This window comes from Frisingicoccus sp., assembly GCF_048388605.1.
GTDB lineage: Bacteria > Bacillota > Clostridia > Lachnospirales > Lachnospiraceae > Frisingicoccus.
In genome coordinates this window covers 1-23601 of sequence record NZ_DBGCTU010000010.1, presented here as the reverse complement: position 1 = coordinate 23601, position 23601 = coordinate 1, and the positions used below count along the sequence as shown (strand labels likewise).

The window sequence follows — 23601 nt, the reverse complement described above, 5'->3', positions numbered from 1 at the left end:
CATATCAAGACTCATATTCAATTATGGTAAATTCGTGGTAAAACACTTATTTTTTCAAGTGATGAACAGCCCTTAAATGCTGTATTTATGCGGATAATCGGATTTTCTATATCAAGTTTTTTATAAATTTTATTTGAAAATCCTTTGGATATGTAGTATAATAACAAACGTTCTGATTTGCATACAGGCAAACATAAAATGGAGACGTACCGAAGAGGCCATAACGGGACTGACTCGAAATCAGTTTGTCGGATTTACCCGGCACATGGGTTCGAATCCCATCGTCTCCGCAAAAAAGGCTGTCACATCGTTTTTCATGTGACAGCCTTTTCCGGTTTATCAGATTTTTTCATATTTCCCCGAAGCAATCAGCAGAGCCCCCACTAATACTGCGTCGTCCAGCAATTCGCTCTGCAGAATCCGATAACGGTCCTTATTGGCTATAAATGCCAATCTATCCGTTGTCTCTCGAATCCGGTCAAATAATATCTCTCCCATTTTTGCCACGCCGCCGCCGATCACGATCGTATCCACGCCCTGGGCGGCAAGAATGTTGACAAGGGCAATTGAAAAGCTTTCTGCAATCTTATCCAGTTCCACGCAGGCAAACATATCACCCGCCCTGGCCGCTTCTGCCAGATCGGCGCATGTGATTCTGCTCATATCCCCATCATAATATTTTGAAAGAGAAGAAATATTTGGTATATATCTTTCACCTCTGAGACGTTTTTCAATGCTGAGTCCCGAACAGAGCAATTCAGTCCGGGTGTAACTTCCCGGAATGAGGGATCGCCAGTCCGGCACAAGCATGTTGCCGAGATAGGATGCTCCGAATCCGCTTCCATCATAATACTTTCGGTGAATATAAAGACCGCCGCCGATGCCGGTGCCTATATTCGTATATAAAAGATTTTCCGAATCCCGTCCGGCGCCTTTATACAGTTCGCCAAACCCGCCGGTGACCGTATCGTTTGCCACGATCACCGGCAGCTTAAATTCCGTTTCAAACCACCGCTTCAACTCAAAGTCTTTCCATCCCGGCACCTGAAGAGATGCCAAAACCCGGCCTGTGGCCGTCTCGATCGGCCCGCCGAATCCAACGCCGATTCCGGCCACACAGCCCGCATAAGGTGCCATCTCCAGATATTCCCGAATATTTTCCGAAAGCCATTCCAGAATATCCTCCGCACCTCTCTGATAAACAAGCTTTACCTGCCGGCTGTCCAAAATTGTACCGTCAGAAAGACCGACGGCCAATTGTTGTTTTGTTCCGCCGATTTCCACACCGATATAATAAGGATTATTCATGCCACTGCGCACCATATTTCTTTTCAATATCCGAAATCATATCCACGCGCACCGCATGGCGCCCGCCCTGGAACTCAGCGCCAAAAAATTCATCCACGATCATCTTTGCCAGTTCCGGCCCGACAACCCGTGCGCCCATAGCGATAATATTCGCATTGTTATGTTCTACCGTTAATTTTGCCGAATAAGGCTCACTGCATACGGCGGCACGGATTCCCGGCACCTTATTTGCCGCCAGAGAAATGCCGATTCCTGTTCCGCAGATTAAAACGCCTTTCTCAACCTCACCCCGCATAATCGCTTCCGCAACTTTCAATCCCGGTTCCGGATAGTTCACCTTCACATTCGGATCGTATGCGCCATAATCCACACATTCATAACCTTTTTCTTTTAAATGCTCCATTAAAATCTGCTTTAACTCAACAGCCACATGGTCACAGCCAAATCCCACTTTCATATCTGATACCTCCAATAAACTCTTTACTTCGCACGTTAAAGTATGCTCTTCGGGCACACCGTAATACATGCCCCTTCGGGGCGGGCGTGCTCCGTCAGGCTCCGCACGTTAAAGTATGCCCTTCGCACGTTAAAGTATAGCACATTCCCGAATATATGAAAAGAGGGCCGAAAAAACTCGGCCCCCTGCTTTATTTTATCCTGATCAGACATTCGCAACCCTAAAATCTGCCTGATCATTCTTTGGTAACTAATACGGAATCAACCGGTGTCATATCCGGAACAACGCCGACTTCACCTTTGTTTCCAGCCTGTACAGCTTCTACTAACAGTTCAAGGCCTTTAGCGCCGATGCCTGCAGGATCCTGAGCAACTGTAGCGGAAAGTTCACCTTTATTAACAGAATCAACAGCTTCTGTGTCGCCGTCTGTACCAACAACTAAGATTTCTCCAAGTTTGTTTTCGTTGATAACAGCCTGTAATGCGCCGAGAGCCATTGTATCGTTACAGCAGTAGATACCCTTTAAATCCGGATTCTGCTGAATAAAGCTTGTTGCAGCGTCCAATGCTTTCTGACGATCCCAGTCAGCAGGAATACTTCCTACAACTTCAAGACCGGCATCTTCAAAAGCTTTTTTAGCGCCGTCTCTTCTGTCTTCACCGGAAGCATTACCGGCTTTACCTTCGATAATAGCAACTTTGCTTCCTTTTTCTACGTTTTCAGCAATGTAGCCGGCACCCTTTGCGCCAACAGCTACGTTATCCGTTGTAACGAAACCGACAACAGCTCCGCCCTGTTTTGCCATTTCATCCATATCCAGTTTCTCATCAATATTTACAATAGTAATTTCGGCCTGTGTAGCCTTTGCAACTGTGGAAACCATGTTGGATGCGGACAGCGGTGCAATAGCGATACCATCATATCCGTCATTGATACATTTTTCAAGGATAGCAACCTGTCCTTCAAAGTCTTCTTCACTCTGTGCGGAATAGATGTCAACCTGAATACCCATCTCTGCGGCTTTGTCTTCAACGCCCTTCCACATCTTTGTCCAGAAGTCCGTTGCCTGAGTCTTCAGGATAACAGCATATTTGTAGTCGCCCTCTGCGGCTTCCGCTGCGCTCTCGCCTGTTGTTTCTGCTGTGCTTTCAGCAGTTGTCTCAGCTTTTGTCTCTTTGCTGGAGTTTCCGCACCCTGCAAGCAAAGCTGCTGTCATAGTAGCTGCTAATCCCAATGCTACAATTCTCTTTTTCATTTCTAATCCTCTCCTTTTTACTTTTTATATAGACTGCCTTCGCAGAACCATATCATCTTTTCATCTTTTCCAATTTATCAAATGCTGCATACGCGCCGCCAATGACACCGCTGTCCTGAGTATGCTCAGGGAAAACAAACTCCAGATTTTCCGAAGGGAATGGCTTTCTCGCCCGTTCTTTTACCGCCCAGATGAGGCGCTCCATAGGAAAATCTTTCATCATCATCACGCCGCCGGCCATAATCACATAATCCGGATCAAGAATATTGATTTCCGTTGCCATCGGTATCGCCAGCGTATCCACATATTCCAGAATTCGCGGATCATCACCGTGCTTCACAAACACTTCGGAAATATCCGTATCCGGGAAACAGGTATCTGCCAGATACATCAAATATCTTCCGGAGCATCGTGTCTCAGAACATCCCACATTGCCGCAGGTACATATCTCATCAATGCCGTACATCGGAATATGACCAAGTTCTCCTGCCACACCGTTTTTTCCCACGTGAAGCTGTCCGTTAATATATACGGCATTGCCAAAGCCCGTTCCCAGATAAAATCCAAGAATTGTCCGTTCCCTTTCCTCATCCAAATGGTGAGTCTTAATATCATTGACCAGAAGATAATTGACATCCCTGTCAACAAAAACAGGAACATTGACATAAGCTTTTAACAGATTCCCCAAATCAATATTTTCAAGTCCTTTTAAATTCGGCGTCGAATAAATAAAACTTTTATCCTTGCTGACAATCGACGGTACGCCGACGGATACGGCGCCAACCTGTCCCTCAAGCCGGTATCTTTCGATATAAGAAGTTAACTCTCTTCCAAGGTTCTGAACCGCATTTTCCGCCACCAGAGATGCGCTGGACTTTCTCTCAAAATTTATCAGTTTTCCTTCCGAATCCACCGTCCCGATTCTCAGATTTGTTCCGCCGATATCAATGCCTATAACGTACTTCATAGCTCGTCCTTTCCGCTTTTAAGCATTCACACAGGCATTGAAATTTTCAATCATTTTATCCCATGCGACGGTTAAATCTTCATCCAGATTAAAGAGCCCGGATGTACCCACGATGAAACATTCTGTTCCGGCTGCCGCCAGATCCTTAAATGTACCCGCATTGCAGGAACCGTCAACCTCGATAATATACTTATAACCTTTTTCCTCCTTCAGCCGCTTCGCTTCGGCAATCTTATCCAGCATCTCCCGGATAAACGGCTGTCCCGCAAATCCCGGATCCACACTCATAATTGTAAGCTTATCCACCAGGTGAATATAATGCTGTATATAGGACAGCGGAGTGGCCGGATTCAGAACAACGCCGACTTTACAGCCATTTGCCCGAATCTTATTGATAATACGAAAGGCATCCGAATTGATCGTTTCCGCATGAGGACAGATATATCCCGCACCGGCCTTGGCCAGGCTTTCAATATAATCATCCGGATCCGTCACCATCAGATGGCAGTCCATCGGAATCTTAACGACTTTGCTGATAGCCTTCACAAAGTCCGGGGATAACGTAATATTTTTGACGAAATGTCCGTCCATGATATCGACATGGTACATATCTGCTCTCTCGTTCAAAATCTCAATCTGCTCCTTAATGTTCAGCAAATCCATGCACATTAAAGATGGGTTAAATAATGGTTTCATAAATTATGTCCTCCTTAATGATGTATATATCTCTGATTATTTTATCATGACTTTCTTCCTACAAAAGTATCAATCGTTACGGCGATAATGATCAGGGCACCCATAACAATCTGCTGATAGGTGGACGGCAGTGTCAGCGCCGTCATTCCATAGTTGATCAGACCGATGATCAAACCGCCGACAACAACTCCCGGAATCTTACCTTTACCGCCCATAAAGCTTGTGCCGCCGATGATGGATGCAGCGATCGCATAAGTTTCAAAGCCTGTTCCTGCCGCCGGTTCCGCAGCGCCCACGCGGCCGAGAAGTACCACACCGGCCAAACCGGCGCATGTACCGGAAATCATAAATACAATCAAACGATGAAGATTGACATTAATGCCTGAATACCAGGCTGCATCAATATTGCCGCCCAAAGCGTAGATATTACGTCCAACCTTGCATTTTGTTGTCACAAACCAGAGAATGATCGCTGCAACCAAAGCAATGATAACCGGAATCGGAATACCGACAACACTTCCGCTCATCAATGAAGTAAACGAAGTCGGGAAACCGTAAACGGAACGGGAATTGGATAATACCAGCGTTACGCCGCGGAAAATGGACTGGGTACCCAGTGTGATAATAAATGGATGAAGTCCGGTTTTATTGACAAGCATACCATTGATAAATCCAAAAAGTGTACCGATCAAAATACCTGCCAGAATGGCAAGAGGTACAGGAACACCGACAATCATCATCTTTGCGGTAAACAAACCTGTCAAAGCGGCAACAGAACCGACAGACAGATCAATACCGGCAATCAGGATAGCGAAAAATTCGCCAAGGGCCAGAAGGATGTTTACTGAACTCTGTTTCAAAATCTGCGGCACACTGCTTGCGCTGAATACGCTGCTCGGTTTAATGACGGCCAGAACAACCAATAACAAAACAAAGATACCTATCGTACCAAATTTCTGCCATGCTTCGCCGAATGACATTTTTTTCTTTGTATTATTTTCACTCATCGTTTCAATCTCCTTTTTCTATTCACCTGTGGATGTTTTTACAATCTTCTCTTCGGTTGCTTCCGAATTTTTGAAAATTCCACGGATTTCGCCCTCGCGGAAAACGGCGATGGTATCGCACACGGAAAGCAATTCCGGGAGCTCGGATGATACCACCAATACGCCTTTGCCTTCATTGGCCAGCCTACGCATCAGAACATAAATCTCACTCTTACTTCCGACATCGATACCCTTTGTCGGCTCATCAAAAATGATCAGCTTACTTTCTGCCGCCAGCCATTTGCCCAGAATAACCTTCTGCTGATTACCGCCGGACAACTCGGTAATATTCTGATGAATGTCACGCATCTTTACACGGATATCCGAACACTGCTGATTTGCGTAATTCAGTTCGTCTTTATCATTTACCAGCCCGATCACGCCGCCGCCCTTTGATCCCTTAATATATGGCACAATAGAAATATTCTGTTTAATATCAAAATTATCCAGGAAACCGGTTTCACGACGGTTTTCCGTAACCATTCCCAGTCCGTTCTTGATGGCTTCATACGGATTGTTGATCTTTAATTCTTTGCCTTCCATAAAAATCTGGCCTTCCGACTTCGGCTCTGCGCCAAAGATGGCATTCATCAGTTCGCTTCGCCCCGAACCCACCAGGCCGGCGAAACCGAGGATCTCACCTTTATGAAGCTGGAAGGATACATTTTTAACCTTTTTATCCTTTCTGGAAATATTTTTCACTTCAAAGAACACCGGTTCCTTTGAAAAATCCTGACACTCTTCATTCAGATACGTGCCCTGAATCTTACGTCCAACCATCATGGCTACCAAATCGTCGATCTCCACATCAGCCACATTCCGGGTGCCGACATAAGTACCATCCTTCAGTACGGTAACTCTGTCTCCGATTTCTTTAATCTCTTTCATTTTATGACTGATATAGACAATGCCTTTTCCCTCAGCTTTCAGCTGACGGATAATTTTAAATAAATGCTCTGTCTCTGAGGTTGTCAGAGAAGTTGTCGGCTCATCCATAATAATGACATCGGCTTTTGAAGCCAGCGCCTTCGCAATTTCCACCTGCTGTTTCTCAGAAATACTGATCTTTTCCACAAAAAGATTCGGATCTCTGTGAACGCCAACCTTGCCAAGTACGTCCGCGGCGATCTCACGCATCTTCGCATAATCCACAACAGGAATAATTCCCGTCTTTTTTGTCGGCAGCTTTCCGACAAACAGATTTTCAAGAATTGATAATTCATTGATAACGCTTAATTCCTGATAAATAATGCTGATTCCCAAATCGTAGGAATCCTGCGGTGTGAGTCTTGAATATTCTTTTCCTTTTACAGTAATTTTCCCCGATGTTGGTGTGTAAACACCGCTGAGAATTTTCATCAGTGTGGATTTCCCTGCACCATTCTCCCCTAACAGGACATGCACCTCACCTGCATTAATCTCCAAAGAAATATTGTCAAGGGCTTTGACGCCAGGAAATTCTTTGGTAATGCCTTCCATTTTGACTAATGTTTGCATAGAATCCTCCTTTTTCTTCGTTTACGAGTTACTCTGATTTATGTCAATTCAAATAATGTCCACTGTTTACGTTGTGCTTCTGACTTCCAGGCGGACCGGCACCACATATTCCTTCTGCTGAATCGGCTCCTTGCGGATAAGTTTGAGCAGTGCCTCCCCGGCAGCCAGAGCCATCTGCTCCGTATCCTGGGCAATGGTCGTCATCGGCGGATTACAAAACTCTGACAGAGAAACATTATCAAACCCAACGATCTTCACCTGTCCCGGCACGTTGTAACCAACCTCCGCCAAAGCATGCATGGCTCCCAGGGCCATCATATCATTTGTCGTAAAAATACCGTCAAAGCAGCATCCCTTTTCACTCAGGAATTCCCTGACCTTCTCTTTCGCCATTTTATAATCCGGCAAAATCGTCAATTCAAAATCACCGCCACAGCTTCTTCCATATTCCGTCAGCGCATCCAGAAAGCCGTCCCGGCGCTGCTGAATGGTCGACGCCATACGATAATCCCGGATCATCAGTATCCTTGAACAACCCTTCTGACACAGTTCCTTTCCGGCCAGATAGCCGCCCTGATAATTGTCTGACTGAACAACAAATTCCGCATTCTTCGGCGAACGGTCAATAAAGACCACCGGCACCTTCGGATTTTTTACCAACGGACTGATAGCTTCCATCCCCGAAACATAGATAAAGCCATCCACATTTTTATCAAACATATCCTGGATATGGCGTTCCTCCAATTCCGGGTCCTCATTCGAATCACAAATAAGCACTGAATAATTATATTTGACAAAAAAGACATCCAGCGTCCGCACGATCTTGGCAAAAAACTCATTCGTTATATCGGGAACAATAACGCCCACACTGTGGCTTCGCCGTGTCCGGAGGCCAATGGCATTGACATTCGGCCGAAAACCACATTCTTTAATTGTTTGAAGCACCTTTTTTTCCGTTTCCCTGGAATAACCGCCAAGCTGATTGACAACTCTGGATACCGTGGCAGTGGAAACCCCTGCTTTCCTCGCCACGTCAACGATCGATACTTTTTTTCCTTCCATTCTGCCACCCCTTTCCTATAATTACGTAAAGGTTTACGTTCACTTTACAATCAGTATATAACTGCCTATGATCACTGTCAACAGCTTTTGGATTTTTCTACAATACTGGCAATATTTTTATTATTTTTTTGTGCATATCTGACATATAATGCCTCGATTTTACGAAAATTTATCGTATTATTTTAATAAGTAAACGTTTAATCTTTAACAATCAAAAAAAGCTGTCCTGCCACTCCGGTCATTTCTCCGGATATGGCATGACAGCCTTAACAAATTTTCATTATATTTTTATTTTGCCTGAATATATCCCTTCGCCGTCAGCAATTCGGCACAGAGAATGGCTCCGCCGGCCGCGCCGCGGATCGTATTATGGGAAAGTCCGACGAACTTATAATCATAGACCGTATCCTCACGAAGTCGGCCTACAGAAATGCCCATACCGTTTTCATAATCTACATCCAATGCGATCTGAGGGCGGTTATCCTCTTCCAGATACTGAATAAACTGCTTTGGCGCACTCGGAAGATTTAATTCCTGAGGCAGACCGCTGAAGCTCTTTAACTTTTCAATAAGCTCTTCTTTTGTCGGCTTCTTTGCAAACTTAACAAATACAGCGGCTGTGTGTCCGTTTAAAATCGGCACACGAATACACTGGGTCGTGATCACAGGACTTTCCGCCTTCACGATCACACCGTCTTCCACTTTGCCCCAGAGGCGCAGCGGTTCCTGCTCACTCTTTTCTTCTTCGCCGCCGATATACGGAATAATATTGCCTTCCATCTCCGGCCAGTCCTTAAATGTCTTTCCCGCACCGGAAATTGCCTGATAAGTCGTAGCAACAACCTCCGTCGGCTCAAATTCTTTCCATGCGGTAAGCACCGGTGCATAACTCTGGATTGAGCAGTTCGGCTTTACAGCAACAAAGCCGCGAGTGGTTCCAAGCCGTTTCTTCTGATGCTCAATCACCCCAAAATGCTCCGGATTGATCTCCGGCACGACCATCGGCACATCCGGCGTCCAGCGATGCGCGCTGTTATTGGACACTACCGGTGTCTCAGTCTTTGCATAGGCATCTTCAATCTCCCGAATTTCTTCTTTTGTCATATCAACAGCGCTGAAAACAAAATCGACTTCAGCCGCAACTTTTTCCACTTCATTTACATTCATGACCATTAACTTTTTAACGCCCTCCGGCATCGGTGTGGTCATTTTCCAGCGGCCGCCGACCGCCTCTTCATAAGTTTTTCCTGCGGAACGCGGGCTTGCTGCAACAGCGACAACTTCATACCACGGATGATTTTCAAGAAGAGAAATAAATCTCTGTCCGACCATTCCAGTTGCTCCAAGAATTCCCACTCTTAATTTCTGTTCCATTGTAAAATCTCCTTTATTCTGATGTCCGTCAAGCACACACATTTGTGTGTACTCGAACTATGTTACACGATATTATATGAAAAAGCAAGTATTTTTTTAATTATCAGGGGGTTTGTGATAGAACCGGCCGGAGCTTGTCAGATAATAAACCGAATCATCATCCAGACAGTATATCGCCATCTTTCCGCCAAAGGCATACCCGCAGTCCAGGCCAACACGGTTTCCATCCCGCCATATTTCTGTTGAATCCAAGGGCTCGCCCCGATCATCCCGGATAATGAGGGAAAAGGTATGCCCAAAGAAAACCCTGACCTCCGGATCCCGCAGCCTCAGCGGTTTTCCGTAAAATGCTTTCTGCTCCCACAGCATTTTAAAGGGTTCCTGCTGCTTCATCAATTCCTCCAGAGAGTGATAACGAATACCCTCCGTAAAAACTCCGGCATGGACGAGAATATTTTTCCCGAGAATTTTATACATCGGCCGCTCCCTGAGATACTCAACCACTGCCTTCTGCTCCTTTTCCGAAAGCTCCATATATTGAAGATAGGTTTCCCGGCCGCCGTGTTCCAGCCAAAACCGCCGCACCTCACTGTCCGAGAGCGCGCTTGTATTCACATCCACATTCCACAGAAACCCCTGCTCATGATTTCCCATGAGCAGCTCCATATTCGGCTGCCTCATAATATATTGAAGCAATGGAATCGGTTCCTCTCCCCGGTCCACCGCATCGCCGATCATATAAAGAAAGTCTTCCTCGCCAAAATGAATATATTCCAGCATTTGCTTAAATTGTTTAAAACACCCATGGATGTCCGATGTCAGATAAATCATTGAATTCTCCCCACTTTCGCACGCAGCCGATACAACATCAGTGCAAAAAATTCCCTTACATAATAATTTAATAATAATACCGGCTCTGAGGAAGCCGCCAGCCCGGAGACACGGTTCATTCCAAGGCGTCCGGCTGTCTCCATCGAACGGAACAGATGAAAGCCATTGGTCACAAGCACATAGCTTTTCTCCTTTCCGCCCAGAGCCATTGAATAGAGAAGGTTTTCCCGGGTACTCTCTGAGGCAGGCTCCAACAAAATCCGTTCTTTTTCAATACCCATACTCATCAGCGTCTCCGCAATACAGGCCGCCTCCGTGATATTCTCCCCCGGCCCCCGACCGCCGGATGCGATCACTTTTGTTTTGGGATTTCTTTTTAAATATCCGGCACCGGCCTCGATTCGCCGCAATAATGAACGGGACGGCCGATCCCCTTTGACCTGGGCGCCCAGAATAATCATATAATCCGCCCCCGGCTTCGGTTTTTCATGAGCCCTGCACAGAAGCCGTCCTTCCTGAAAAAGAAAATAGGCAGCGCCGATACCCATCGGAAATTTAAGCCCGGACAGCCATTTATCGGGCAGGGCCGATAAGGCCGCAAAAAAAGTTCCCGCTGCCAGCCAAAATCCCGCGAATGTTGTACGGATTCCCGCATATGATATGATAAGTACATAATAGAGCAGGTTGAAAATGCCTGCTGTTTTTAATATGTTTTTCATAAATAACCTCATATATAATATCAGAAAGGAATGAATGACTTCATGAAAGCTGCCCAACAGGTACAAATTATCCGTCAGGCTCTCCTGCTCCGCGAAAAAAATCAATATACTCAATCCTCACTCCGACTGCTTGTCAATCAGGGATACAGCGACTGCTCCTCCTTTGTGTGGTGGCTCTACCTTTCAACCCTGAAACTGGATATCGGCATGGACACGCCGGAACAGATTCTCTCCCTCAAAGGGCTGGACGTAGACTTCGGCGAATCGGAAATTCCTGACACCGCCCGCCTGAATCCGGGCGACCTTCTTTTCTTTAAGGGGAATGATCTGTCCCGCCCCTTTGCCGTCGGCCACGTTGAAATGTATCTCGGCCGTGGAAAACTCATCGGCCATAACGACAACGGCCTTCCGGGCCCGACGATCAAAGAACTTGACACCTTCTGCAGAGAGCGCAGCGACGCCGGACGCCCCTACATAAAAACCCGTCGCTTTATATTTTAATAATTTTTCCGGTCAAAGTAAATAATATCTTTATTTTTTAACAAAAATACTATATAATATTAACTATATGTGATTAAAAAACAGGAAGGTGATTTTATGAAGATCGGTAAATTTTTTAAATTTGTGATTAAAACATTGGCCGCCGCCATCGCCATCGGAAGTATAGCCTATATCGTTAAGGATATGATGGATAAAAAAGCTTCCGATAATTTTGATGACACTTGGGATGATGATTTGGATGAGGATTTTGACGATATGTTTGATGACGAGGATTCTGAAGATGTCACCAGCACTCGCGAATATGTAAAAATAGATCCTTCTAAAATATCTGCCGAAACCTGTGAAGAATAATGAGGTGAAAATATGAGTGAATCAACAAAACGCGCTGCAGAAGAAAAAATTTCATGGGAAGGATTACAACAGCTGATGGATGAAGACACCGTGCTTTCCGTTCAGATTAAAGGCGTTGTTAACGCCGGCGTCATCGCCTATGTACAGGGTGTCCGCGGTTTCATCCCGGCTTCCCAGCTCTCCACAAGCTATGTGGAAGATTTAAATGAATGGCTGAATAAAACAGTAGATGTTAAAATCATCACTGTGGATGCCGAGCAGAAACGACTTGTACTGTCCGGCCGTGTTGTCGAACAGGAAAAAGCTGCCGCTGAGAAGGCTGCACAGATTGACGCAATCTCTGTCGGCGATATCTTTGAAGGAACCGTTGAAAAAATCACTTCCTACGGCGCATTTATCCGCCTTGAAAACGGTTTAAGCGGTTTGGTACACATCTCCCAGATGAGCACCAAACGTATCAAAACACCAAATGATATCATGGCTGTCGGCGATACCGTAAAAGTCAAAGTTATCCAGAAAAAAGAAGGCAAATTAAGCCTCAGCATGAAAGCCCTGCTTACGGATGACGCGGCTGAACCAAGATATGAAAGAGAATCCGTACACTTCAAATCTGAAGGCGATGCGGCTACCAATCTTGGCGCTTTACTGGCCGGCATCAAGCTGGACTAATTTCAAATTCAAAATTTTTAAGAGGAATCGGACGGCATAAGTCAGATTCCTCTTTTATCTTTCGTGTCTCATTAGACTATTTCTCCATTAACTGTTTTTCTAATTCTTTAATCCTTTGTTCCTGATCTTTAATAGTCTGCTCCTGCTTTTCAATCTCATCCTGCATCTCATCAATCATTAATTTTACCGTGTTTCGGTCCATTTCCAGCAATTCTTTTGAAAATATCTGCATGACTCCCTCCACATTCCGACACAGTTCATAGGCATCCTCATACAGGGCTTTAAATTCCGGATACTCTTCAATAAGCTTTAAAATCATTTCCGGTTCATCCCTGCAAAAAAATGTCAGCCATGCCTCCAGTTTATTATGTATACTTCCATTTTCATTTTGCTGTTTTTTTCTAAAGATGTCAAGTGGTATGTAGATAAATTTCTGAGGCATCTCCAGCTTAATTTCAGTTCCCGCTTTATGCTCCAAAAAATGGTAATATGTTCCCGGACAGGCTTGAAAAGCTTTTGGGCTGTGTTCAAAAAGAACAATCGTATAAACCGTTCGAATATCTCGGTAACTGAATTCTCTCTTCTTTTCATCTCTGAGCCGCTTGTATTGACGAAGTAATAAATCCGCCGAATAACAAGCACTACGCTCTCCCGGAAATAAATACCCCATTTTCTGAACTTCAATATTCCCAATAGCACCATCTTCAAATTCAACCACGATATCCACGACAAGCAAAGAACTCTCATCTGTCAAACGAGTCGAATCATTTGGCAATACCTTTGTCACCCGGGTTTTTCTTCCTAACACTTGTGTTAAAAAATCATCTAATCGCTGCGGTGCATACTCTGGATTCATAATCTCTTTAAAAAAGCCGTCGTAAAGCATCTTCACTCCACGAACTCCGGTGCAGATATTAAGGAACTCTTTTTGTTCCTCCGGTCTCCATTCGTTAAAAATCCTTTTTAAATGTTCATGTGCATCCACGTACTTCAGGATATCTTCCCTGCACCAAAGCATGGGAAAAGCATCCTTTAATTCCTTTACTATAGGCATCTCCCCTTTCTGTTTATCCGTTTCCCAATCAGCGTGAAAAAGTTGCTTTGAATAAAGCGTATGATACAATAAAGGAGTTGTATCCGTCCGGCCGGATGACCTTTCGGATAAGTTTATTTTAACACGACAAGCGCTTAAATTTCAATCATCATCCATCGACGGTTTTTGACATAAAAAGACCCGCCCCGAATAAAATTTTCAGGACAGGCCCCTCGCCATCAATCTTTGCGGCATTTTCTTCCTTCATTCAGAAAATGTTTAAATTTCTCCGCGGAATCATTTAGAATCAATTCTTCCGGGAAGCCGGCTTCCTCAACAAGCTCCATCGCATCACCCAGATCGCCAACCATAAAGCTGACATGCGCATCCGTGTTCATCACCACCGGCACCTCATACTTTTTGCACAGATCCAGAATGATCAGATCATTCTCCCGGGCATTGGCCCTTGGATTCAGCGGATTTAATGAATTATTATTTAATTCGACAATTTTTCCGTATTTTTTTGCTTCCTCAATGACCCGCTCATAATCCAACGGATACCGGCCATCATCCGGATGCCCTAAAATATCCACCAGCGGATTATGAATAACACCCATGATGGCAGCCGTATTTTCTTCCATTGTGCCCGGCTTGATGCACGGCGGATGCAGGCTGGCAATCCGAAGATCTGTATACTCCATGGACCGTTCGTTCAAATCCACCCGGCCCCTATAATCCATAATATTCAGCTCCACGCCAAACATCAGCTCCACACCCTTCTGGAATCTCGGAAGAATTTTCAGATTATGAAAATAAAATTCCTTGCAGCTTCCCGGCATCGCCGGTGCGTGCTCCGTAATTCCCAGAAGTTTCAACCCTTTCTGTGCGGCCGCATCGATCATTTCAGAAATTGTACTGTAGGCATGACCGCTGGCCAGAGTGTGTGTATGTGTATCCAGCTCTATCCTCATATTGTCCCTTCTTTCACTCGATTTTCAAAATACACAAATTGATCTATAGCATCCAGAATATCTTTAAAATCTTCCCGGGAGGCCGCGTCAATATAGGCCTTCAAAATTTCATTCTCCCGTTTTTTATACCGTCCATAAAAAATATCATACAGATTATGTCCACGCATATAAATTTTAAACGCTTCCATATTCTCACGTATATCCTGAGGGCTCTGAATGTCCACGCCCGTTACCTCGGTAAAATGCCGGCCGCTCTTTAAACGATAAAGATATTCCTGCCATTTATCAAACAGTATATCATAAAAACTGTCTTCCGTGTCCAAAATTCCAATTTTTACCATAATCTCCGGATTCAAAAAGTAATTCTCGAAAGAATAATATTTCAAAATCAGGACATTTCTCCGGGTAACCTTCGGCATCTTATCCACATCCCGGATCCGGCACTCATCGTAATACCTGCAAAGCTGATTTGCCAACATTTCCGCATCCTTGCCATCGCCGTCCCGGATCATGAGAAACTGATCTTTTAAATAAAGCTTGTTCATATATTTCAGATTAGCATAAGTCTTAATATTGGTACAGCTATTCGTGGTAATAATGGCTACCCGATAAGGTTTCCCCTCCTCATCCAGTATTTCCGAATAATACTTGTCCAGAAGCAGAGGCAGACGGCTCTTATCCTGTTTGCCCTCAACAATAAAAACAAAATTGACATTCATCAGATCATTGGCCGTATACCCCAGATCATCCAGAATCTGGTCCACATCTGCCGGCTTTCTCGCCGTGGAATACCAGTCTTCATCCACCACAATCTGGCGGATCTGATTGGAAGTAAAGTTAAAAAGCATATTTGGCGAATGACTTGTAAAAATAACCTGATTTGTCTTGGACAGCCGATATAAAATCTCTCCGGCCACCTTCTGAAGCCTCGGGTGAAGAAAAATTTCCGGATCCTCCATAAGGATAATACACGGGATCCGCTTTCCGCCATAAATATAAGCCTCCAGCAATGACAAAATGTAGATGCAGCGCATGCCTGTCCCCATCTGAGACAGCGGCATCTCCACATCCCGCTCCCGATTTCTCACAAAACCGCTGACCTTACATAAATCCGCCATATTTTCAGCCATATAATAAAATATATCCTCGCTCTGCCCGCCATTCTTATGAAAATAATCGTTGACGCTGTCGGCAAACCGGTTGAAATTCCCCTGATACAGCTTATATTCAAAAAGCCGGGCCGTCTCCAGCACATTCAGCTCCGCCGGACGCTTCTGCTCTATTTTTCCGATACAATGAAAACAATGGCGGCAGTCCTTCCCCGCGTCAAAGAGGCAGTGCTCCGCCCTGAGCCGACCAACCCACTCACTCTCCTGGCACAGAAAAATATCATCCTGGATATCCTGAAAATGACGCATGCTGTCGATATAATAAAATTTCGGAATCACCTGGGCGATATACCCGTTATGTTTCCGCACTCCATCGCCGTAACGTCTCTGACCGTTCCGATTCACCGTCAATTGAAAACGCAAAAGTCCCGTCTCCCCATCATAGGAAGGCAGGCGATTTTTAAATTCCCGGAGCCACAAGTCATAGCGTTTATAATCGCTGACAATGCCTGCCTCGTTGAACATCAGCAAATCTTCCCCGTCCAGCTGCAGATCCACATCAATTTCAATATTTCCGGCCTCCAGATTAAAATCATTTTCCTGAATCCGATATGTATCATCCAGAATACGCAGAGCATCCAAAACAACCGTCTTCCCGGCATTATTTTTTCCGATCAAAATGAGAACATTCTCTATATCTTCGATTTCCATATCCCGGATCGATTTAAAATTTTGAATACGCAATCGGTTTAAACGCATATTTTCACCCCCTGTTTATCAAATACGCACGGGTGCGCAAGACGAAAGCCTCCCCAAACATAAGGGCCGCACCCGGCGCTGAAATTTCTCCAATAATCTCTATCTACTGCCTATTTTGAAAACTGAGTGGTCACAAGCGTATCGTAATCCACCCGTTCATCGAGTACCCCCGCTTCCTCCAGAATATTCTGGAGCAGTTCAAAGGCTTCCTCCGTAAAGATTGTATCTGTTTTCCATGTATCCTGACTGTGATAACGCTCCACAATCGTTTTCAGCGTATCAAAATCCGTCTCTTCAAACTGAGGCTGGATAATTTTCGCAATTTCCTCACTGCTGTGGCTGTTCACATAATCCAATCCCTTTTGAATTCCCCGGGTAAAACTCTCAATAATTTCCGGATGTTCATTCATATAAGAGCCAAGGGCCGAAAAACAGGTATACGGCACATAGCCCGAATCCACCCCAAGAGAAGCGACAACATAGCCGGAACCATCCTTCTCAATACTCGTTGCATGGGGCTCAAATTCTACCGTGTAATCGCCGGTACCGCCCACAAAAGCCTCGGCTGTCACACCAAAATCGATATTCTGAATAATCGTCAGATCCGCTGCAGGATCAATGCCGTTCATTTTCAGAATGTACTCAAAAACCATCTGAGGCATACCACCTGACAGCACCCTCTTCATGTAAATTATAAACATATGCGGCATCATTGTCATTATCAGATAACATGCTCTGATAAAACTCTGTCATTACTTCCCGTATTTCATTTTTTGATTTGATAATTATATAAGGTTTCGAGGGCTTCTCGCCTGGCTCTATAATACACATATCCATCATCAAATCAATGTAGGGGAGGACCTTTGTTCTGGATTTTGGATAACCAATATCTGTTAATTTCTGTGATAAATATTTTGCAGAGGTAAATCTTCTCTCATCTTCAAAAATCAATCTCATCACCTGAAAAATAATTTCGTTTTCAAAGCGATTCATTTTCTGTGCAGGACTATGCCGAATATAACCAGATAACCCATATTTTAATTCAATCTCCGGAAAACCATCTTTGTCTACCTCAATTCGTTCAATTAATAGCTCTATATCCCTTCGGCCAAAAATACCTTTTTCAATAATATCATCGATCACACTCAAGGCATTTTGAAGTTTTTCTTGCCCGCCTTTTGTTTCCGGTCTGATATCGGTCAATTCCTGCAGATTCATTTTCAACCCATGAATTTGCGCAAGAATATCTTTTTGTAAACCATCATAACTTTCGTTAATAATATCTTCATTGCCGCAGGCATTGGCTAAATCTTTGACTTTCTGCGCAAATAAAATTTTCAGCCGACTCTTATATTCATCAATACAATTTTGTATTTCAACACATTTTTCTTCAACTGATTTTTTTTCTGCATTATCTTCTTTCATATCATAAGCGGCAATAATCTCGCAGAAAATATCGCGGCAAAGTTTTAGATAAATCACAATGTCCTCCATCAAGTCCGCTTCTTCAATAAGATGGGCTTTAGGACAATAGCGTTTACCTTTTGTATTGTAGGTTGTGCAAATATAATATTTACGCACCCCGCCGGAAACAGCCCGCCGAATAGGTGTTAAACGTCTCCCACAATCCTTGCAAAACAGGCAGCTTCCAAATGGATTTATCACTTCCGGCCCCATCCGATTCCCATGACTGCCGCGATAATTACTTTTTACACGCTTTTCTTTCAGGCTCTGAATTAAATCAAAAGACGCTTTGTCGATAACGGCCGGATGATGATTCTCAAAAACATACTGTTCGTCCTTTCGGACACGCTTATCTTTTCCATGGACAGTATATCTGGCACGTTTTCTCAAGCGAAAAGTACCAATATAGAAATCATTGCACAGTATATCTTTTACCATAGAATCTGACCACTCCACAGCGATCTGACGTTTCGTAACTTTTCCTTCTCCCAACTCCCTCTCATAGCGAACCATTGACGGAGTCGGAACACATTTTTCTGTCAGATAATTGGCAATCTTGCGATAGCCATAACCCTGAAAATACAAATCAAAAATCTGTTTTACATACTCAGCTTCTTTTTGTACAATCTCAATTTTAAACTTATCTTCTTCATTCCGCCGATAACCAAACGGCGGCTGTGTCATCAATGTTCCCGCTTTTTGTCGGGCCCCGATGGCACGGCGGATTTTTTTGCTCGTATCCTTTATATATCTTTCATTATACCATGTTTTTATACCAATGGTATCATCTTCTGAATCACTCGAATCATAATTGTCATCAACAACAATTAATCGTTTGCCCTGTTCCTGAAATTCATCCAGAAGAAGAAGGACTTTTGCATTATGGCGGCCAAGCCGGGAAAAATCTTTAACAAACACCATATCGATATCCCGATTCAGATCATCCATTAACTGATTAAAGCCAGGGCGGTCAAATATATAACCGGAAACGCCGTCATCCTCATACCAGCGGTCTATGACAAGATTTTGTTCAGCGGCAAATTGATTAATAATTAATTTCTGATTCTCAATAGAAACATAATTCCTTTTGTCATCATCTCTTGACAGGCGCACATAACCGACATTCATTCCCCCACTTCCTTTAAATGATTTTTAATGATCGCTTTCAGCCCGTCATGAATACCGTTTTTGTTTCGCCCATCAAAATAACTGACAACCCGAAAACCAATTCCTGTAAAATACTCTTTCGCAGCTTCATAGTCCTCCTGCGTAGAAAAATCATTCCTCCAAAGATAGTAAGTCGGTTTTCTCACGATTATCCCATTCCTTTTGGTCACTTTCACAGACTTTATTTAAAATATGAAGGATCGGCTTGTCCGGTGACTATTTTTTGTCAGATATTATAATTCTGCCAGAGCTAATGCCGGAAATTACCGTGATCGATTACAAACAGGCAGCTTAAAAATCTACCCAAAAGATGCTGCCGCATCTATGATTTATAGAACCATTGATACGACAGCATCCCTTATTCAAAATTATTTCTTTTTACATTGCAAATCCGCCATCAACCGGCAATACGGCGCCTGTAATATACTTTGCTTCATCCGATGCCAGGAATGTAATTGCATTCGCTATATCTTCCGCTTCGCCTAACCGCTTCATCGGGATGGATGGAACTACATTTTCTTCCATAAAACGATCCGGGACATCTCGAATAATCCCTGCATTAATATAACCCGGAGCAACACAGTTAATCGTGATATTTTTTGCAGCCACTTCACGTGCAACCGTTTTCATCATTCCAATCAGTCCGGCTTTTGAGGAACCGTAGGCCACTGTTCCCATTGCCCCGGTAACGCCCACAACAGAACTCAAACTGATAATCCTGCCGTATTTACGTTCTCTCATAAGCGGTAAAACTGCTTTTATACAATTAAATGCTCCCGTTAAATTCACTCCGATAACTTTATCCCATGATTCTTTCGGATATTTCCATGTTGACGCATTAATCGAAATACCCGCATTGTTCACCAAAACATCAATCTGACCATAATCTTTTTTAATGGCTTCAACCATAGCCGCAACGTCTTCTTCTTTGCTGATATCCGCTGCATAAATACGATGCTCCCCACCATATTCAGCCGTCAATTCATCGGCAAGTTTTTGCGCTTCTTCCGCTAAGTTTCCAATATTAATATAATTTATCACTAAATTTGCTCCCTGTTCTGCAAATTTTCTGCACTGGGCTGAACCAAGTCCGCCGGCAGCGCCTGTGATTAAAACTGTTTTCCCTTCAAATCTTTTCATAATACAACATCTCCAATAATATACCTTATTCAACCTCTACCCACACAGCGTCTCCCTGGGCCATGCCGGAACAAATCGCCGCAACACCGTTTTTCTTCCCTGAACGCTTCAATTCATAAATTAAAGTCATAAGAATACGTGCGCCTGTTGCTCCAATCGGATGACCAACCGCAACGGCGCTGCCATTAACATTCACTTTTTCATCCATTTCCTCAGGAGTCATTCCAAGAATACCAAGGCAGCTTACCAAAGGAACTGCCGCAAAGGCTTCATTAATCTCCATCAAATCAAAATCCTTAACCGTCAGATTGTTTTTTGCCATCAGTTCCTGAATTGCAAGCCCCGGAACTGTCGCAATATAACGGGATTCTCTGGAAGCCTGTGCATATCCTTTAATTGTCGCTAAAATCGGAGCACCAAGTGATTCGGCCTTTTCCCTGCTCATAAGTACAATAGCGGAAGCTCCATCATTTGTTCCGGGAGCATTGCCCGCCGTGACTGTACCGTCTTTAACAAACAAAGGCGGCAACTTACTCAAACCTTCCATCGTTGTATCCGGCCGCGGCGCTTCATCCTTTGCAAAAATTGTTACCTGTCCTTTTTTGCCGGGAACTTCTACTGAAAATCTTTCATCTTCAAATTTTCCCTGAGCTTCGCCTTCTGCCCAACGCTGCTGACTACGAAGTGCCCATGCATCCTGCATCTCACGAGTCACATGATATTCGGAAGCCACTGATCCTCCAATAACTGCCATATGTACATCATTTTCAGGACACCAAAGTCCATCCAATACCATGGCATCCTGGGCTTTTACATCATTCATTCGGCTTCCCCAACGCATATTGGGAAGAACATATGGAATATTGCTCATACTTTCCATTCCACCCGCAACAATAATATCCGCATCTCCCGCTTTGATTATTTGCGCCCCGAGCGTGACTGCCTTCAATGCAGAACCACACACCTTATTAATCGTCACAACAGGGACATTGTGCGAAATGCCGCCCTTTATAGATGCCTGACGCCCCGGGATTTGGCCCTGTCCTGCCGGAACAACCATCCCGTAAATAACCTCGTCAACCATATCACCGCTGATACCTGCACGCTTCAATGCTTCTTTAATAGCAAAGCCGCCCAGATCCGTTGCTTTGAAATTTTTTAGTGTGCCGCCAAATTTTCCAAAGGGCGTTCGTGTCGCACTTACAATTACTATTTCTTTCATCTCTTTCCTCCTGAAACCTGTATTTTTCAGATATTTCTTAAACGAAAGACCCGTGGTGGTGCAAACCACGAGCCTTTTTTGTTTAAGGAAGATTTCCTGGTTACCATTTTTTCTTAAAGTTTAAGATTCATTAATACATCCGTAAAAATTTTCTCATCCATGACTTTAACGTCTTTCATAATCGGAGTAAATTCCATTTTATCCAAAATATGTTTCTGCAAATCTACACCCGGTGCGATTTCGAGAAGTTCCATACCGCCCGGCACAAGTTTAAATAAAGCACGTTCTGTTATGTAATAAACAGTCTGGCCGCTTTCAGAGCCATATTCTCCGGAATAAGTAACCTGTTCAACAGCCTTTTTAAACTTAATTCCCGGCGCATCTTCAATAATGTTTAATTTTCCATCCTTAATTTCGCACTTCATCTTTCCGGCTGTGAATGTTCCGCAGAATCCCACAGTTTTAGCATTCTGCGTAATATTGATAAAACCGCCCGGGCCAACCATACGTCCGCCGAATTTTGATACATTCACATTTCCGATCTCATCAACTTCCGCAAGTCCGAGAAAGGCCATATCAAGGCCGCCGCCATCATAAAAATCAAAACAATCCGGTTGTTTAAACATAGCCTCCGGATTCACTGTGCTCCCGATACCCAGGCCGCCGGAAGGCACACCGCCAAGTACACCGGATTCGATAGACAAGGTAATCTGATCCGAAATACCCTCTTCACCGGCTACCGCCGCAATAGCTTCAGGCACTCCAATACCAAGATTGACCACCGCACCCTTCTTCAGCATCATTGCGCCGCGGCGTCCGCAGATTTTTCTGGCATTTAACGGCATTGGTTCAATAGCCCCCATTGGCACATAAATATCGCCGACAAATTCCGGATGATATTCATTATCCATAAATGACTGACAATGATTTTCCGGTTTCGCTTCAACCACATAATCCACTAAAAATCCCGGAATCTTAATATCTTTCACTGCCAGAGTTCCTTTTTGTACCATCTTCTCAACCTGGCAAACAACAATACCGCCGCTATTGTGCGCCGCCATAGCCATTTCAAGCTGATCGCTGATCAGGGCTTCTTTAGATAAGGTGACATTTCCGGCTTCATCCGCATATGTGCCGCGGATAAAAGTGATATCCAACGGCACAGATTTATAGAACATATAATCCTTACCGCAAACATGGACTAATTCTACCACCTCAAAACCGCTGTCTCTTGCCGCCTGATTTCCTTTACACGCTTCATTTCGCGGATCTGCATAAGTCTTCAAACCGACATGGGTGATAAGCCCCGGCTTTCTTCCCGCTGTTGCTCTTAATACCTGGCTGTTTACTCCCTGCGGAAGAATAAAACATTCTATTTTATTTTCAACACAGAGCTGCCCAACCTTTGGTGCCAGTCCGACATGGCCGCAGATCAGACGCTTGATCAGCCCCTCATGCCCCAGATGATTCATACCTCTTGTCTTACTGTCGCCGATACCCGCGCAATGAAAAACTGTAATATCTCGTGGTTCTCCTGTTTCTATATATCTGTTTTCAAGGGCAATGATCAATTCTTCAGGTGTCCCGAAGCCGACAAAGCCTCCCATTCCGATCGTCATGCCATCCTTCACCAGGGAAGCGGCAAATTCCGGTGAAACCAATTTACTCATATGTACTTATACCTCCTATATTTATTTCACACCGATAGCTCTGGAGATAACCATCTTCTGAGCCTCCGAAGTTCCCTCATAGATCTCCGTGATCTTCGCGTCACGCATCATACGTTCCATCGGATACTCTCTTGTGTAGCCGTAACCGCCGGAAAGCTGTACACATTCGCGGGTAACCAGGTTGGCCACATCCGAATTGTAAAGCTTCGCCATCGCCGCTTCCTTGCCAAACGGAAGTCCGGCGTCCTTCAGCATCGCGCAGCGCCATACGAGCATACGGCCGGCGTCCACCTTTGTCTGAAGCTCTGCCAGTTTAAACTGGGTGTTCTGGAA

Annotated in this window: 23 protein-coding genes, 1 tRNA gene and 1 pseudogene; 4 read left to right on the top strand and 21 right to left on the bottom strand. The window is 44.3% G+C overall.

The features are described from left to right. Window positions 1-200: 200 nt before the first annotated feature. A tRNA-Ser gene (locus tag ACMN7X_RS02335) sits at window positions 201-290 on the top strand. Window positions 291-339: 49 nt separating this feature from the next. Here the strand turns inward: ACMN7X_RS02335 and ACMN7X_RS02330 are convergent. The 11 genes from ACMN7X_RS02330 to ACMN7X_RS02280 all read right to left on the bottom strand — a co-directional run bounded on the left by ACMN7X_RS02330 (window position 340) and on the right by ACMN7X_RS02280 (window position 11212). Further along, window positions 340-1308, bottom strand: a complete 969-nt coding sequence (locus tag ACMN7X_RS02330) for an ROK family protein (RefSeq protein ID WP_418745895.1) — start codon at window positions 1306-1308, stop codon at window positions 340-342. Beyond that, window positions 1301-1765 carry a ribose 5-phosphate isomerase B gene (gene rpiB / locus ACMN7X_RS02325; RefSeq protein WP_178042191.1) on the bottom strand — a complete coding sequence of 155 codons (465 nt, stop codon included), beginning with the start codon at window positions 1763-1765 and terminating at the stop codon, window positions 1301-1303. Before rpiB ends, ACMN7X_RS02330 begins: the two co-directional genes overlap by 8 nt. Window positions 1766-2000: 235 nt before the next feature. Further along, window positions 2001-3020 (bottom strand): D-allose transporter substrate-binding protein, encoded by a 1020-nt coding sequence (gene alsB, locus ACMN7X_RS02320; RefSeq protein ID WP_418745894.1) that lies wholly within the window; start codon window positions 3018-3020, stop codon window positions 2001-2003. Between the two features lie 52 nt (window positions 3021-3072). Continuing rightward, the gene (gene alsK, locus ACMN7X_RS02315) at window positions 3073-3987 is read right to left on the bottom strand and encodes an allose kinase (RefSeq protein WP_418745893.1); all 915 of its coding nucleotides are present in this window, start codon (window positions 3985-3987) and stop codon (window positions 3073-3075) included. A gap of 18 nt (window positions 3988-4005) precedes the next feature. Continuing rightward, window positions 4006-4683, bottom strand: coding sequence for a D-allulose 6-phosphate 3-epimerase (gene alsE / locus ACMN7X_RS02310; RefSeq protein WP_418745892.1), 678 nt, complete (start codon window positions 4681-4683; stop codon window positions 4006-4008). 44 nt (window positions 4684-4727) lie between these two features. Beyond that, window positions 4728-5690, bottom strand: a complete 963-nt coding sequence (alsC, locus tag ACMN7X_RS02305; RefSeq protein WP_418745891.1) for a D-allose ABC transporter permease — start codon at window positions 5688-5690, stop codon at window positions 4728-4730. Between the two features lie 18 nt (window positions 5691-5708). After that, window positions 5709-7226: a sugar ABC transporter ATP-binding protein gene (locus ACMN7X_RS02300; RefSeq protein WP_418745890.1), complete on the bottom strand. Its 1518-nt coding sequence runs from the start codon at window positions 7224-7226 to the stop codon at window positions 5709-5711. Between the two features lie 66 nt (window positions 7227-7292). Next, window positions 7293-8288, bottom strand: coding sequence for a LacI family DNA-binding transcriptional regulator (locus ACMN7X_RS02295; RefSeq protein WP_418745889.1), 996 nt, complete (start codon window positions 8286-8288; stop codon window positions 7293-7295). A 288-nt stretch (window positions 8289-8576) separates the two neighbouring features. Further along, a complete protein-coding gene (gene asd, locus ACMN7X_RS02290) occupies window positions 8577-9662 on the bottom strand; it encodes an aspartate-semialdehyde dehydrogenase (protein ID WP_418745888.1) in 1086 nt (361 codons plus the stop codon). 96 nt (window positions 9663-9758) lie between these two features. Beyond that, window positions 9759-10493, bottom strand: coding sequence for a metallophosphoesterase (locus ACMN7X_RS02285; protein WP_418745887.1), 735 nt, complete (start codon window positions 10491-10493; stop codon window positions 9759-9761). Next, window positions 10490-11212, bottom strand: a complete 723-nt coding sequence (locus ACMN7X_RS02280; RefSeq protein ID WP_418745886.1) for a YdcF family protein — start codon at window positions 11210-11212, stop codon at window positions 10490-10492. Before ACMN7X_RS02280 ends, ACMN7X_RS02285 begins: the two co-directional genes overlap by 4 nt. Window positions 11213-11254: 42 nt before the next feature. Between ACMN7X_RS02280 and ACMN7X_RS02275 the strand changes: the two genes are divergently transcribed. From ACMN7X_RS02275 to ACMN7X_RS02265, 3 genes are all read left to right on the top strand, one after another. Next, the gene (locus ACMN7X_RS02275; protein ID WP_418745885.1) at window positions 11255-11713 is read left to right on the top strand and encodes an NlpC/P60 family protein; all 459 of its coding nucleotides are present in this window, start codon (window positions 11255-11257) and stop codon (window positions 11711-11713) included. A 96-nt stretch (window positions 11714-11809) separates the two neighbouring features. Next, window positions 11810-12064 carry a hypothetical protein gene (locus tag ACMN7X_RS02270; protein ID WP_418745884.1) on the top strand — a complete coding sequence of 85 codons (255 nt, stop codon included), beginning with the start codon at window positions 11810-11812 and terminating at the stop codon, window positions 12062-12064. A 12-nt stretch (window positions 12065-12076) separates the two neighbouring features. Continuing rightward, complete coding sequence (locus ACMN7X_RS02265) at window positions 12077-12733, top strand: S1 RNA-binding domain-containing protein (RefSeq protein WP_418745883.1); 657 nt, start codon at window positions 12077-12079, stop codon at window positions 12731-12733. Window positions 12734-12809: 76 nt separating this feature from the next. Here the strand turns inward: ACMN7X_RS02265 and ACMN7X_RS02260 are convergent, their stop codons facing one another. The 10 genes and pseudogenes from ACMN7X_RS02260 to ACMN7X_RS02215 form a co-directional block, all read right to left on the bottom strand. Then, window positions 12810-13787 (bottom strand): PD-(D/E)XK nuclease family transposase, encoded by a 978-nt coding sequence (locus tag ACMN7X_RS02260; RefSeq protein WP_418745882.1) that lies wholly within the window; start codon window positions 13785-13787, stop codon window positions 12810-12812. Window positions 13788-14005: 218 nt separating this feature from the next. Further along, complete coding sequence (locus ACMN7X_RS02255; RefSeq protein WP_418745881.1) at window positions 14006-14737, bottom strand: phosphatase; 732 nt, start codon at window positions 14735-14737, stop codon at window positions 14006-14008. Continuing rightward, the gene (locus tag ACMN7X_RS02250) at window positions 14734-16605 is read right to left on the bottom strand and encodes an ATP-dependent nuclease (RefSeq protein ID WP_418745880.1); all 1872 of its coding nucleotides are present in this window, start codon (window positions 16603-16605) and stop codon (window positions 14734-14736) included. The genes ACMN7X_RS02255 and ACMN7X_RS02250 overlap by 4 nt, the downstream gene beginning before the upstream one ends. A gap of 110 nt (window positions 16606-16715) precedes the next feature. Then, window positions 16716-17288 (bottom strand): annotated as a pseudogene (locus ACMN7X_RS02245) (ABC transporter substrate-binding protein); the annotation flags it as partial. Beyond that, a complete protein-coding gene (locus ACMN7X_RS02240) occupies window positions 17248-19197 on the bottom strand; it encodes a recombinase family protein (RefSeq protein WP_418745879.1) in 1950 nt (649 codons plus the stop codon). The gene ACMN7X_RS02240 and the pseudogene ACMN7X_RS02245, both read right to left, overlap by 41 nt. Next, window positions 19194-19382: a hypothetical protein gene (locus ACMN7X_RS02235; RefSeq protein WP_418745878.1), complete on the bottom strand. Its 189-nt coding sequence runs from the start codon at window positions 19380-19382 to the stop codon at window positions 19194-19196. Before ACMN7X_RS02235 ends, ACMN7X_RS02240 begins: the two co-directional genes overlap by 4 nt. 232 nt (window positions 19383-19614) lie before the next feature. After that, window positions 19615-20376, bottom strand: coding sequence for an SDR family NAD(P)-dependent oxidoreductase (locus ACMN7X_RS02230; protein WP_418745877.1), 762 nt, complete (start codon window positions 20374-20376; stop codon window positions 19615-19617). 25 nt (window positions 20377-20401) lie between these two features. Next, a complete protein-coding gene (locus ACMN7X_RS02225) occupies window positions 20402-21598 on the bottom strand; it encodes an acetyl-CoA C-acetyltransferase (RefSeq protein WP_418745876.1) in 1197 nt (398 codons plus the stop codon). A gap of 113 nt (window positions 21599-21711) precedes the next feature. Then, window positions 21712-23268: an acyl CoA:acetate/3-ketoacid CoA transferase gene (locus ACMN7X_RS02220; protein WP_418745875.1), complete on the bottom strand. Its 1557-nt coding sequence runs from the start codon at window positions 23266-23268 to the stop codon at window positions 21712-21714. A gap of 21 nt (window positions 23269-23289) precedes the next feature. Next, window positions 23290-23601: acyl-CoA dehydrogenase family protein (locus ACMN7X_RS02215; protein ID WP_418745874.1), on the bottom strand; the 312-nt coding region annotated here is incomplete at its 5' end.